The organism is Paramixta manurensis (assembly GCF_013285385.1).
In the GTDB taxonomy this organism is placed as follows: Bacteria; Pseudomonadota; Gammaproteobacteria; order Enterobacterales; family Enterobacteriaceae; genus Paramixta; species Paramixta manurensis.
This window is the reverse complement of the sequence record NZ_CP054212.1, coordinates 4,237,344-4,250,538: the sequence shown is the minus strand read 5'-3', so window position 1 is coordinate 4,250,538 and position 13,195 is coordinate 4,237,344. Positions and strand designations below refer to the sequence as shown.

Here is a 13,195-nt window from a genome sequence, read left to right as displayed (position 1 = left end):
CATGTCTTATCTGAATGTAAAACAACTGAATAAAAGTTACGGCCCAACGCAAATTTTCCAACAGATTGATTTCACAGCAAATGAAGGGGAGTTTGTGACGCTGCTGGGGCCGAGCGGCTGCGGTAAATCAACGCTGCTACGCTGTTTAGCGGGGCTCACCTCGGTGGATGACGGTGAAATCATTCTACAGGGGCAAGATATTGTACCGCTGACGCCGCAAAAGCGTGCGATCGGCATGGTGTTTCAAAGCTATGCGTTGTTTCCCAATATGACGGTGGAAGGGAACGTTGCCTTTGGTTTGAAGATGCAAAAACACACCGCTGCTGAGATTCGCCAGCGCGTTGGAGAGGTCCTGGCGCTGGTTGAACTCAATGAATATGCCCGCCGTTATCCGCATCAGCTCTCCGGCGGCCAGTGTCAGCGTGTAGCGTTAGCGCGTTCATTGGTGACTCGTCCACGCTTGTTGTTACTTGATGAACCGCTCTCTGCGTTGGATGCGCGTATACGCCGTCATCTACGCGATCAAATTCGCCGAATTCAGCAAGAGCTTAATCTCACCACCATTTTCGTTACCCACGATCAGGAAGAGGCGCTCACGCTTTCTGACCGTATTGTGTTGATGAACCGGGGAAAGATTGTGCAACAGGGCAATGCGGAAACGTTGTACACTCAGCCCGTCGATCTCTTTTCCGCTGGCTTTATTGGTAATTACAATTTGTTGACGGCGGAACAGGCGACGCGGCTGACTGGCGTGCCATTTAGCGGTCAAGTTGCCGTTCGGCCGGAATCTATTCGTCTGTGTGCGCCTGAACAGGGTGTCGCCGCGCAAATAGTCAGTCACAGCTTGTTGGGAAACGTTATTCGTTATCGGGTGAATGCGCACGATGTTGAGCTTTCCGTCGATGTCTTAAACCGTTCTGTTGACGATCTTCACGCTAACGGGCAGATGATTGGTCTACAGTTAGATATGGCGACCTTGCGTGAAGTAGCCTGAAAAATAAGCAAAAAACTCTTATATGGCGCGCATGGTCGGCAACGAGGTTGTTGGCTGCTCCTGTGCGTCAGGCTGGCAGTGGATAATGTTATAGCCTGACGCAAAAGGAGCGCATATCGGTGTTAACTCTGCTTAATTTACTCTCTGCCGTCGCCCTGCTGGTGTGGGGCACGCATATTGTGCGTACTGGCATCATGCGTGTCTATGGCGCGGATTTGCGCCGCGTATTAAGCCGCAGCGTAGAAAAGAAACCAATGGCGTTTCTGGCCGGTATCGGCGTCACCACGCTGGTACAAAGTAGTAATGCCACCACGCTGCTGGTTACCTCCTTCGTGGCGCAGAACCTGGTGGGTCTGACGCCTGCGCTAGTGGTGATTTTGGGCGCCGATGTGGGGACCGCCATTATGGCGCGGATCCTGACTTTTGACCTGTCATGGCTGTCGCCGTTATTTATTTTCTTTGGCGTGGTGTTTTTCCTCGGGCGTAAGCAGACCCGTGCAGGTCAACTCGGCAGGGCCAGCATTGGGCTGGGGCTGATTTTGCTGGCGCTCCAACTGATAGTAGAAGCGGCAAGGCCGATTACCGAAGCGTCTGGCGTTCAGGTTATTTTCTCTTCGCTGACCGGCGACATTATGTTGGATGCGCTGATTGGCGCGGTGTTTGCGATTATCAGTTATTCGAGTCTGGCTGCGGTGTTGATTACCGCTACCTTGACCGCCACCGGCGTGATCTCTTTCAAGGTCGCGCTCTGTCTGGTGATCGGCGCTAATCTTGGCAGCGGTTTACTGGCAATGCTAAATAACAGTACCTCAAATGCTGCGGGTAAGCGGGTTGCGCTGGGTAGCTTGTTGTTTAAATTTATCGGTAGCCTGGCGGTATTACCGTTGATTAACGTTATCGCCAGTGGGTTAAGTAAGCTGCCGGTTAATTCAGAAGAGTTGGTGATCTTTTTCCATGTCTTTTACAACCTGATCCGCTGCCTGGTGATGGTGCCGTTTGCCGAGCCGATGGCCAGATTGTGCAAACGCCTCATCCGCGACGATCAGGAAACCGATACCCGGCTCAAACCCCGGCACCTTGATAGTAGCGCGCTAGACACACCGGCGTTGGCGCTGGCAAATGCCTCGCGGGAAACGTTGCGCATCGGCGATGTTTTAGAGCAAATGCTGATGACCTTTAGCAAAGTCGTGCATGGTGAACCGCGGCAAGAACGTGAAGTTCGCCGTATGGACGATGACGTTGATGTGTTGTACACCGCGATCAAACTCTATCTGGCACGTATGCCGAAAGAAGATTTACCGGAAGAGGACTCACGCCGTTGGGCGGAGATCATTGAAATGGCGCTTAATCTTGAGCAAGCGGGCGATATCATCGAACGTATGAGCGGGGATGTGGCGGACAAATCGCTGGCGGCACGCCGCGCCTTTTCACCAGAGGGGCTGAAAGAGCTGGAGACGCTGCTCGAGTTGCTGTTAAACAATTTGCGCCTGGGGTTATCGGTCTTTTTATCACGAGATACCATCAGCGCCCGCCGCCTGCGCCGCGCCAAGCATCGTTTCCGCCTCACCGATCGGCGTTTCTCCCATGCGCATGTTGATCGCCTGCATCAGCAGAACGTACAAAGTATTGAAACCAGTTCGCTGCACCTCGGCCTGCTGGGGGATATGAAGCGCTTAAATTCTCTGTTTTGCGCGGTGGCTTATAGCGTGCTGGAGCAACCGGACGACGATGAAGCGGATGAAAAATCGTAACGGTGTTAAGCTGGTTTGGTGGCGAAGCGGAACCCGCCTCGCCACCCGATCATTTCTTGACTAATCCCGCTATTTTTTCACCGATTTACCAGACCAGTAACCGGCCAGCAACGAACCGGAGAGGTTGTGCCACACAGAAAACAGCGCGCCGGGCAGTGCCGCTAATGGGCTGAAATAAATTTTGCCCAATGTCGCCGCCAGACCAGAGTTCTGCATCCCCACCTCCAGCGCCAGCGTACGACAAGTGGATTCATCAAACCCAAACAGTTTCCCGCCCCAATAACCGCCGAGTAACCCGATGGCATTGTGTAAAATCACTGCCGCAATCACCACCAGGCCGACCGAACCAATAAAGCCTTGGCTGCCCGCCACCACGGCGCTGATGATCAGTAAAATACACAGCATCGAAAACGCCGGTAACCAAGGTTCAACACGTTTCACCAGCCGATTGAAGGCGTGATGGATAATCAGCCCGAGGCCAATGGGCACCACTACAATCTGCACGATGCTTAACAGCATGCCAATGACATCGACCTGAATATGGGTATCGACATACAATTTGGTGAGTAATGGCGTAGCAAATACGCCAACCAGTGCCGATACGGAGGAGATGGTAACCGACAGGGCAACATCACCTTTCGCCAGATAAATCATCACATTAGAGGCGGTGCCGCTGGCAACGCTGCCGACCAGAATCATCCCGGCAGCCAGATCAGGTGGCATATGAAACAGTTTCGCCAGCCCCCATGCCGCCAGCGGCATCACCAGATAGTGCAAAAAAGTCCCGGCGATCACTGGTGCCGGACGTACCAGCACACGTTTAAAATCGTCGATATTCAGGGTCACGCCCATGCCAAACATAATCAGCATCAGCAGATAGGTTACCCAAGGGCCGATCGGCAGAAAGGTACCTGGAGAGTAATAAGCGGCAAGGGAGAGCAAAACCGCCCATAAAGGGAACAGTCGGGTAATTTTGGCGAGCATGGCCAGACTTCCTTATTAGAATAGTGTGAAGGTTGTGTTTGCCAATAGACAATGTCGTCGTCCGGAACGAGGAAGACGCGCTTAGACTATATCATCAAAAAAAGGCGTGAAAACCCGCGAGAAATCGGCGAAGGAGAAATAAAAAAGCCCTGCAAAATGCAGGGCTTAGTCAGGCAAGAAACGGTTTACGCTTTTTCTTCCAACAGGAAACGATAAATCACGCCGCCGATAATGGCGCCGATCAGCGGCATTACCCAGAACATCCATAGCTGTTCCAGCGCCCAGCTTCCCTGGAACAGCGCCACCGCGGTACTGCGTGCCGGGTTCACTGAGGTGTTGGTCACCGGAATACTGATCAGATGAATCAGCGTCAGCGCCAGGCCGATCGCCAGTGGCGCAAACCCGGCTGGCGCACGTTTATCGGTCGCGCCATGAATCACAATCAGGAATACCGCCGTCAGGACGATTTCAATCACCGCGCCCGCCATTAGCGAATAACCGCCCGGAGAGTGTTCGCCGTAGCCGTTTGAAGCAAACCCGGCGCTGGCATCAAACCCGGCATGACCACTGGCGATGACGTACAACACCGCACCCGCCAGCAGACCGCCAATCACCTGCGCGATGATATAGGGGATTACCTGGCAAAATTTAATTCGTCCACCCACCCATAAACCCAGCGTGACAGCCGGATTAAAATGACCACCCGAGATATGTCCCACCGCGTAAGCCATGGTTAACACGGTTAAACCAAACGCCAGCGCGACGCCGGCAAAACCAATCCCTAATTGCGGAAAAGTCGCGGCGAGTACTGCGCTGCCACAGCCACCAAACACCAGTACAAATGTGCCTAATAGCTCGGCGAAAAGTTTCTTGTGCATCAATGTATCCTTACTTAAGTAAAATTTTGTGCGCGTGATTATCAGAATTTGAATAATATCTCGTCAAATATTTTGTCGGGAATTGCCGGTAAATGGATGCTTTTAGGATTTTTTTTAGGGTAAAACCGAGAAGAGGCGTGCTAAAACAGCGGGCCGGGCGGCCCGCTTGCAAGATTATTCAAACAGGTTATGGTGTAACGCCCGAACCACTTGCTCGGCGTCGTTACCCGGCACCAAAAAGCAGAGGTTATAGCTGCTGGCACCATAGCAAATCAAACGCAGGTTAAACGGTTCAAGTACGCCAAACACTTCTTTCCCTACGCCGCACGCTTGTGAAAGTTTATTCCCGATAAGCGCCACCAGTGCCAGATTTTCTTCCACCTCGACCCGACATAAGGAAGAGAGTTCGGTTAGCAACGCTTGCGTCAGAAGGCTGTCGCCGGTAGAAGTTGAGCCTGTCGTATCCAGCGTTAACGCCACGCTGACTTCGGAGGTGGTAATCAAATCGACCGAAATATTGTGGCGCGCCAGAATGTTAAACACTTCGGCAAGAAAACCGCGCGCATGTAACATATTCAGGCTGTGCAAGGTCAGTAGCGTTTGTTTACGGCGTAGCGCCAACGCACGGAACAACGGAGGATTCTGCGTTTTATTACACACTAACGTGCCGCCTGCCGATGGATCTTTACTGGAGCCGACAAACACCGGAATATCGCTACGCACTGCCGGTAATAAGGTCGCGGGATGTAGAACTTTGGCACCGAAGGTCGCCATCTCCGCCGCTTCTTCAAACGTGATTTCATCAATGCGATGAGCGGAGGCGACGACGCGTGGATCGGTGGTATAAATCCCCGGCACATCCGTCCAGATATCAATCTGTTTCGCGTGTAACGCCTCGCCCAGCAGGGCGGCGGTATAATCACTGCCGCCACGGCCTAATGTGGTGGTGCGTCCTTTCCCTTCGCTGCCGATAAACCCTTGAGTAATAATGATCGCGTCTTGCAGGCGTGGTTTGAGCTGTGTGGTGGTCAGTTCCGCCAGAATGGCGATCTCCGGCTCAGCGCGGCCAAAACGATCGCTGGTGCGCATGACTTTACGCACGTCAAACCACTCGGCGGCAACCTGGCGTTCACGCAATATTTCCACGAACAGTAACGAGGACATCAGTTCGCCGTGACTGACCAACTCGTCGGTCAGCGCTGTGGAAGTGGCTAGCGCTGCCGCTTCCGACAACATGGTAATGTTCTCCAGCATGCGGTCGATTTCGTCGCGAATGACGTCTGGCTGTTGTAAGCGATCGATAATGCCGTATTGGATACGGCGAATTTCATCCAGCAGATAAGCGCGCGGCTGCTGCTCCAGGCCTTCCGCCAGCGTGACCAGTAAATTAGTCACCCCGGCGGAGGCGGAGAGCACCACCAAACGAACGTCGCGATTGGTCAGCACCACATCGGCACTACGGTTCATAGCATCAAAATCGGCTACGCTGGTGCCGCCGAATTTCGCCACGATAAGATTAGTTTGAGACATGCAAAAAAGTACCCCGTGTCAGGTTTTATTCCATCAGCCTTGGCACAAGGGAAGAGCAGAAACGGGGCAGACGTAGAACAGTGTTAGCTTACTACGAGTCACCCAGAAGCGCCCCACCTTGTATACCCCGATGCTGACGCCTTTTTTAACGCCAGCACTGCGGGATATAGATTGTCCGACTGCCGAACAATCTTGGTGACAACCCAGGGGATTCAGCCCCTGCGGTCGACGGTTAACACGCCGCGTGTCTCCCGCCTCGGCGTCGCACCCCCTTATGTGTTTTCACCGGATACGGCTCCTCCAACACACTACCTGGGCGACGCGCCTCTTCTGGCTTGCGTACAGGTACGCAAGTAGCGGATTAGAAATATCGGTTAATCGCTTCGCTGTCAACGATTGCCGTTTGAGTAATTTTCATTTTGTACTAGCGCAATCAGAGTACAAGGCAACGATGGCGCGCTTTCTCTACGCATTGCGTCAAGCGCACCGATGATCAAACCGGGCACGACCGTAACGCCTAAAGTCCAGAACAAAAGGTTTAACGATTCAGCTTGCTGATGCAGCACAATGAATTCAAAAACCAAAAGGATAAAGATAGGCAGCGATAACCGCTGGGCCAGTACCACGGTCACGGCACTGGCCAGCGGCGGCAGGCCCGCGAATTTCATCAAAGCGTAAAGTCAGTGCGCCTTCGCCACTGTGCGGCTAAAGAACTTAGCCCGATAATCACCAATAGCAGGGGAGGAGAAAGCGTCATAAAATTTTTCCTTTAGACTGCAAGAGTAGTCATACTGAAACGCTGGGCGGGCATCTTATCCGCCAGCTGAATTATAATTAGCCCCGGGCAAATGGTGGAACCAATCCACCCGAACGATAGTCGTAACCTGTTGCAGGAAAAGGAGTGATTTTGCTTTGTACCAGGTAACATGGCGCCCGGTCAGAATTACGGTTCTCAAATAAAAAAGAGTGTTGTTATGAAAAATATCAATCCGACACAAACCGCTGCCTGGCAGGCGTTGCAGCAGCATTTCGAACAGATGAAAGACGTTGAAATCGCCGATCTTTTTGCTAAAGATAGCGACCGTTTCGCTAAGTTCTCCGCCACCTTCGACGATCAGATGCTGGTGGATTTCTCTAAAAACCGCATTACTGCGGAAACGCTGGATAAATTACAGGCGCTGGCAAAAGAGACCGATTTAGCGGGCGCGATTAAGTCCATGTTCTCTGGCGAGAAAATTAACCGTACTGAAGATCGCGCGGTCCTGCACGTCGCGTTGCGTAATCGTAGCAACACGCCGATTGTGGTCGACGGTAAAGACGTGATGCCAGAAGTCAATGCGGTGCTGGCGAAGATGAAGGCCTTTTCCGAACGTATCATTAGCGGAGAATGGAAAGGGTACACCGGTAAACCGATCACTGACGTGGTGAACATCGGTATCGGCGGCTCCGATCTTGGCCCGTTTATGGTGACCGAGGCGCTACGTCCTTATAAAAACCATCTTACTATGCACTTTGTCTCCAACGTGGATGGTACGCACATTGCCGAAACGCTGAAAAATGTGAGCCCGGAAACCACCTTGTTCCTGGTGGCGTCAAAAACCTTTACCACCCAGGAAACGATGACCAACGCCCACAGCGCGCGTGACTGGTTCCTGGCAAGCGCAGGCGACGAGCAGCATGTGGCGAAACATTTTGCCGCGTTGTCGACCAATGCTAAAGCGGTAGGTGATTTCGGTATTGATACCAACAACATGTTCGAATTCTGGGACTGGGTAGGCGGCCGTTATTCACTGTGGTCGGCTATCGGTCTCTCTATCATTCTGTCGATCGGTTTTGATAACTTCGAGAAGTTACTGAGCGGCGCGCACGCGATGGATAAACACTTCTCAACAACCCCGGCGGAGAAGAACCTGCCGATTTTGTTGGCGTTGATTGGTATTTGGTACAACAACTTCTTTGGCGCAGAAACTGAAGCAATCCTGCCGTATGACCAATATATGCACCGTTTTGCCGCCTATTTCCAACAGGGCAATATGGAGTCAAACGGTAAATATGTGGACCGTACCGGCGCGGCGGTGTCTTATCAAACTGGCCCGATTATTTGGGGCGAGCCAGGCACCAATGGTCAGCACGCGTTTTATCAGTTGATTCACCAAGGGACTAAGCTTGTTCCGTGTGACTTTATCGCACCGGCGATTACCCATAATAAACTGGGCGATCATCATCAGAAACTGCTGTCGAATTTCTTTGCGCAAACCGAAGCGCTGGCATTTGGTAAATCGCGTGAAGTGGTGGAAAAAGAGTTCACCGATGCAGGTAAAGACGCGAAGTCGGTTGAGCACATCGTGCCGTTTAAAGTGTTCCAGGGGAATCGTCCAACGAACTCGATTTTGCTACGCGACATTACGCCTTACAGCCTGGGCGCGCTGATTGCGCTGTATGAGCACAAAATCTTTACTCAGGGCGCAATTTTGAACATCTTCACTTTCGACCAATGGGGCGTGGAGTTGGGCAAACAACTGGCTAACCGTATTCTGCCGGAGTTAGGCGGCGACGAGAAAGTAACCAGCCATGACAGTTCAACCAATGGGTTGATTAACCGCTATAAAAGCTGGCGTTAATCCTGCGGCGCAGGAGTAAGTGGTTAAATGAGAACCGGGCGGGGTTAACCTCGCCCGGTTTTATTTTCGCGATCGTGGGCGCATTTTTAGACGCCTCAACTGGAAAAATTGCGTAATCTGTCTTAGGTTTTTTCCTAAAAATTCGCTCAGGGCCATGTTTTAACGCAAGATTAATCTGAATCACCTTCCCATTTTAAAGCCGTTGTTTTGTATTGTTTTGTCAGTTAATTAATTGATAGTAATATGTTTTTCAACTATGGTGTTTGCATAATCGCTATTTTTATGGCGGTTACCGCTTATACATGCTCATTTTTGCGATTGTTCTGGTAATTTTCTAAATTCTATTATTTAAATTTATATAATTATTTTATTTAGTTTTTTATTTGCTTTTATTGTTAACTTTAAGAGTTTTAAACTAATTATTGTTGTCTTTCCTCACCCGCGCGCATGCTCTGATTTCTGGTAATTTGTTGCCCTATACTGAACTGGCCTGATTCCATCCTGGCAGGCAATCCATTCATCTAATGAAGGGAAAGTAAGTATGAAAAAAGTCCTATGTGCGACTGCAGCCGTGCTGTATTTCGCCGCAGCCTCCGCCGCGTTCGCCGCGCCGGGAGATGCAGGTGAAGCAGCGGGTGCCAATGCGGAGACCATGTCTTCCGGCACTTCTACGGCTGTTGGCGTTGGCGCAGTAGGTGCGTTACTGGGGGTTGCACTGACCGCTTCTGGCGGCGGTGACGGTTCTAATACCGGAACAACTACCACGACCACCACTGGCACGACGCGTTAAGTCGACTTAATTAATCATAACCACACGTTCGTGTGGTTATTTTTTGATCTGGCAGAATTTACACAGGGATATATCGGTGCGCCACATACCATTGCTGCTTCTGTGCTTGCTACTACAAGCGTGTTCTCCTTCACAACTGGGCCTTGGCGAAAGCATCAAGTTAGCGGTCATGGGGACGGATGACGTCACGCTGACCAACGAACAAATCCAGAGCCTGCCCTATGCCAGCATGTATCTGCGTATTGATAACGGCCAGCGTATTTTCGTCGTCTTAGGCTATGACGAGAATGACCAGCAGAAGTGGGTAACCCGCGACAAAGTGATGCTGGTGACACAACGTGGTCGCCTGGTGAAAACGCTGGGTCTGAAAGATAACTTGTTACAGGTCAATAACCTGTCGCAGGATCCGCTGGCGGATGCCCTGCATATACAGGATGGCGCACGCTGGACGCGCACGCTGAGCTGGACGGAAAATGGCCAGTTGCGTTCGGGCACTGCCGTGTCGACCTTTACTCGCGATAAAGATGCGGTGTTAGAACTTGCCGGTACTAAAGTAGCCTGCCGTGTTTATCACGAGGAGGTCAATATTGATGCGACCGGCACCTCTTGGGAAAACACCTTCTGGGTTGATGCGCTCACCGGTCAGGTTCGTCAAAGCCGACAAATGTTGGGCGCGGATACGCTGCCTCTTGATATCACTATCCTGAAACCCGCGAAATCATGAAAAAAATAACCCACTTATTGCTCGGGGCGGCGCTTGGTTTGTCGTTTAATGCCTGCGCGGATAGCCAGGTGACGGTGTACTACCCGGGAACCAGCGAAACCGCGCAGGTGAGCCATGCGCAAAATCTCGCGCAACTGTTAGCCAGCCCCGCGTTGACCAATCGCTCTTGGTGGCCGGGAACGGTCATTGCGGAAAAAATGGCGACCGTCGTCGCGCAACAACACTATCAGCAAACGCTGGCGCGTTTGAGAGCGTGGGCCGCGACCGAAGAGGGCGACCAAGCCTCGGCGATTAACCAAGTCATCACGCAATTGTCGGCGATAAAGGTGACGGGGCGTCAATTCACCTCTCTCGATCCCGACTGGATACGGCTCCGTCCGGAGGCGAATCGTCGTCTGGAGGGGGAGTACAGCGTCTACACGTTGCAGCAACCTGACAGCGTTACATTGGTCGGAGCGATCGGTAATCCGGGCAAAACGCCATGGCAACCGGGGCGTGATATTCGCGACTATCTTGAAGGGCATGACCGGCTGACGGGCGCAGAGCGCAGTATTGCGGTGGTGATTGCCCCGAATGGCGAAGTGAAAGAGGCACCGATAGCGTACTGGAACCACCGTCACGTTGAAGCGGAGCCGGGCAGCATTATTTATGTGGGTTTCTCCTCCTGGGCGCTGCCGGGCGAATACCAAGACCTCAATCAACACATTATTTCTGTTTTGACACACCGGATCCCTGACTGATGAAAAAACGCTATCTGCTCAGCCTGTTATCTCTCTCCGTTGCCTACGCTTGTCAGGCACAGGCAGCAACGTATCCCGATCCGATCGGGCCATCACAATCGGATTTTGGTGGCGTTGGCTTGATGCAGGTGCCCACCGCACGCTTTGCCCGGGCGGGGGAGTTCAACCTGAACTATCGAGATAACGATCAATATCGTTTTTACTCCGCGTCAACCACGCTGTTTCCCTGGCTGGAAGCCACCATTCGCTATACCGATGTGCGTACGCGTCAATTTAGTAGCGTAGAGAGCTTCAGTGGCGATCAGACCTTTAAAGATAAAGCGTTCGACGTCAAATTACGTCTGTGGGAAGAGGGCTATTGGTTACCGCAAGTGGCGGTAGGCTCTCGCGATATTGGCGGGTCCGGCCTATTTGACAGTGAATATCTGGTGGCGAGTAAAGCCTGGGGGCCGTTTGACTTCACGCTTGGCATGGGATGGGGCTATCTCGGTAACAGCGGCAATATTAAGAACCCATTCTGTGAAGCCGATGATAAATTCTGTAGCCGTCCGAACGGCGTGCGCCGCTCTGGTTCGGTCAATGGCAACCAGTTTTTCCGCGGGCCTGCCGCGCTGTTTGGCGGTATTGAGTATCAAACGCCCTGGCAGCCGCTGCGCCTGAAGCTGGAATATGAAGGGAATGATTACGAGGACGATTTTGCCGGTAGGTTGGAGCAGAGTAGCAAAGTGAACGTTGGGGCGATTTATCGCCTGACCGATTGGGCGGATATTAACGCCAGCTACGAGCGCGGCAACACCTTTATGTTTGGTGTGACATTGCGTACCAACTTTAACGATCTGCATACTGAGCATCGGGATAGCCCGAAACCTGAGTATAACCCACAGCCACAGTCGCCGATTTTGCAGCATACCGTGGCGGCGAAGCAGTTGACCGATCTGAAATACAATGCCGGGTTTGATGCGCCGAACCTACAGGTGAAAGGTAACACGATGTATGTTACCGGCGAGCAGTACAAATATAACAACACCCAGGAAGGGGTAGATCGCGCCAATGTGATTCTGATGAATGATCTGCCGGAAAATATTGATACGCTGCGCGTGACGCAGACGCGTAACAATCTGCCGCAAGTCACCACAGAAACCCGTGTCGATAGTCTGCGTCAGCAGCTGGAAGGTTACCCACTTGGGCATGAGCAACCGCTGGATCAGCAACGGGTTAACCCGGTCGATCCGGGTAAAACCGAACAGGGTTATTACATTGAAAAAGGCCGCCTGAATTACAATCTGGCGCCGGTATTAAACCAATCTCTCGGCGGCCCGGATGATTTCTACCTGTATCAGATTGGCGTATTGGGTACCGCCGATTACTGGCTGACCGATCATCTGGTGGTCGCTGGCGGCCTGTTTGGTAATGTGGCGAACAACTACAATAAATTTAAGTTTGAAGCTGGTAACAGCGGTTCTACGCTGCCGCGTGTACGTACCCACATCCGAGAGTACGTTCAAAACGACTTTTATGTTAACAACTTACAAGCCAACTATTTCCAGTATTTAGGCAATAACTTCTACGGACAGGTTTACGGTGGTTATCTGGAAACCATGTATGGCGGCGTGGGGGCGGAAATCCTTTATCGTCCGGTCGATTCTGCCTGGGCATTCGGTCTCGATGCAAACTATGTGAAGCAGCGTGATTGGGACAATATGATGAAGTTTACCGATTACAAAGCGCCAACCGGTAACCTGACCGCCTACTGGCAACCGTGGTTTGCCGATGATGTATTGGTAAAAATGAGCGTCGGCCAATATCTGGCGAAAGATAAGGGCGGAACGCTGGATATTTCGAAACGCTTTAATAGCGGGATCACCGTTGGCGCCTACGCTACCTTAACCAACGTTTCCGCAGCGGATTATGGTGAAGGCTCGTTCACTAAGGGCTTCTACGTTTCCATTCCGTTGGATCTGTTTAGCGTATCGCCGGTACGGGGCCGCGCTCAGATCAACTGGACGCCGCTCACCCGCGATGGCGGGCAGATGTTGGGTCGGAAGTATCAGTTGTATGACATGACTACCGATCGCGATATTCATTACCGCTAAGAGAAAAAAAGGGCGGCCGAATGGCCGCCTAATGAACACAGGTCTATCTCGCAGTGGCAATAAACAACAAGCAGTGGCAAACAACAACAA

11 protein-coding genes and 1 riboswitch are annotated in these 13,195 nt (G+C 52.0%); of the genes, 7 read left to right on the top strand and 4 right to left on the bottom strand.

Annotated elements, in window-relative coordinates:
* Position 1: 1 nt before the first annotated feature.
* Both PMPD1_RS20455 and PMPD1_RS20450 read left to right on the top strand, forming a co-directional pair.
* Positions 2–994, top strand: coding sequence for an ABC transporter ATP-binding protein (locus PMPD1_RS20455; protein ID WP_173635781.1), 993 nt, complete (start codon positions 2–4; stop codon positions 992–994).
* Between the two features lie 119 nt (positions 995–1,113).
* Positions 1,114–2,745, top strand: a complete 1,632-nt coding sequence (locus tag PMPD1_RS20450) for a Na/Pi cotransporter family protein (RefSeq protein ID WP_173635780.1) — start codon at positions 1,114–1,116, stop codon at positions 2,743–2,745.
* A 69-nt stretch (positions 2,746–2,814) separates the two neighbouring features.
* Here the strand turns inward: PMPD1_RS20450 and panS are convergent, their stop codons facing one another.
* The 4 genes from panS to PMPD1_RS20430 all read right to left on the bottom strand — a co-directional run bounded on the left by panS (position 2,815) and on the right by PMPD1_RS20430 (position 6,808).
* The gene (gene panS, locus PMPD1_RS20445; RefSeq protein ID WP_173635779.1) at positions 2,815–3,729 is read right to left on the bottom strand and encodes a ketopantoate/pantoate/pantothenate transporter PanS; all 915 of its coding nucleotides are present in this window, start codon (positions 3,727–3,729) and stop codon (positions 2,815–2,817) included.
* 185 nt (positions 3,730–3,914) lie between these two features.
* Positions 3,915–4,607, bottom strand: coding sequence for an aquaporin Z (gene aqpZ, locus PMPD1_RS20440; RefSeq protein ID WP_173635778.1), 693 nt, complete (start codon positions 4,605–4,607; stop codon positions 3,915–3,917).
* A 174-nt stretch (positions 4,608–4,781) separates the two neighbouring features.
* The gene (gene lysC, locus PMPD1_RS20435) at positions 4,782–6,137 is read right to left on the bottom strand and encodes a lysine-sensitive aspartokinase 3 (protein WP_173635777.1); all 1,356 of its coding nucleotides are present in this window, start codon (positions 6,135–6,137) and stop codon (positions 4,782–4,784) included.
* A gap of 98 nt (positions 6,138–6,235) precedes the next feature.
* Positions 6,236–6,475, bottom strand: a riboswitch (Lysine riboswitch).
* 51 nt (positions 6,476–6,526) lie between these two features.
* Positions 6,527–6,808, bottom strand: coding sequence for a hypothetical protein (locus PMPD1_RS20430; RefSeq protein WP_173632123.1), 282 nt, complete (start codon positions 6,806–6,808; stop codon positions 6,527–6,529).
* 303 nt (positions 6,809–7,111) lie between these two features.
* On the opposite strand from PMPD1_RS20430, the gene pgi reads away from it, so the two are divergent.
* The 5 genes from pgi to PMPD1_RS20405 all read left to right on the top strand — a co-directional run bounded on the left by pgi (position 7,112) and on the right by PMPD1_RS20405 (position 13,105).
* Complete coding sequence (gene pgi, locus PMPD1_RS20425) at positions 7,112–8,758, top strand: glucose-6-phosphate isomerase (RefSeq protein WP_173635776.1); 1,647 nt, start codon at positions 7,112–7,114, stop codon at positions 8,756–8,758.
* Between the two features lie 541 nt (positions 8,759–9,299).
* Positions 9,300–9,548, top strand: a complete 249-nt coding sequence (yjbE, locus tag PMPD1_RS20420; protein WP_173635775.1) for an exopolysaccharide production protein YjbE — start codon at positions 9,300–9,302, stop codon at positions 9,546–9,548.
* Between the two features lie 76 nt (positions 9,549–9,624).
* Positions 9,625–10,272, top strand: a complete 648-nt coding sequence (locus PMPD1_RS20415; protein ID WP_173635774.1) for a YjbF family lipoprotein — start codon at positions 9,625–9,627, stop codon at positions 10,270–10,272.
* A complete protein-coding gene (locus tag PMPD1_RS20410; protein ID WP_173635773.1) occupies positions 10,269–11,012 on the top strand; it encodes a capsule biosynthesis GfcC family protein in 744 nt (247 codons plus the stop codon). The genes PMPD1_RS20415 and PMPD1_RS20410 overlap by 4 nt, the downstream gene beginning before the upstream one ends.
* Entirely contained in the window at positions 11,012–13,105 is a 2,094-nt protein-coding gene (locus tag PMPD1_RS20405; protein ID WP_173635772.1) for a YjbH domain-containing protein, read from the top strand. The genes PMPD1_RS20410 and PMPD1_RS20405 overlap by 1 nt, the downstream gene beginning before the upstream one ends.
* Positions 13,106–13,195 lie beyond the last annotated feature (90 nt).

Bases quoted from the DNA above. Each gene is read 5' to 3' on its own strand.
- aqpZ (WP_173635778.1), bottom strand. From the start codon at position 4,607: ATGCACAAGAAACTTTTCGCCGAGCTATTAGGCACATTTGTACTGGTG.
- panS (WP_173635779.1), bottom strand. From the start codon at position 3,729: ATGCTCGCCAAAATTACCCGACTGTTCCCTTTATGGGCGGTTTTGCTC.
- PMPD1_RS20410 (WP_173635773.1), top strand. From the start codon at position 10,269: ATGAAAAAAATAACCCACTTATTGCTCGGGGCGGCGCTTGGTTTGTCG.
- yjbE (WP_173635775.1), top strand. From the start codon at position 9,300: ATGAAAAAAGTCCTATGTGCGACTGCAGCCGTGCTGTATTTCGCCGCA.
- pgi (WP_173635776.1), top strand. From the start codon at position 7,112: ATGAAAAATATCAATCCGACACAAACCGCTGCCTGGCAGGCGTTGCAG.
- lysC (WP_173635777.1), bottom strand. From the start codon at position 6,137: ATGTCTCAAACTAATCTTATCGTGGCGAAATTCGGCGGCACCAGCGTA.
- PMPD1_RS20455 (WP_173635781.1), top strand. From the start codon at position 2: ATGTCTTATCTGAATGTAAAACAACTGAATAAAAGTTACGGCCCAACG.
- PMPD1_RS20405 (WP_173635772.1), top strand. From the start codon at position 11,012: ATGAAAAAACGCTATCTGCTCAGCCTGTTATCTCTCTCCGTTGCCTAC.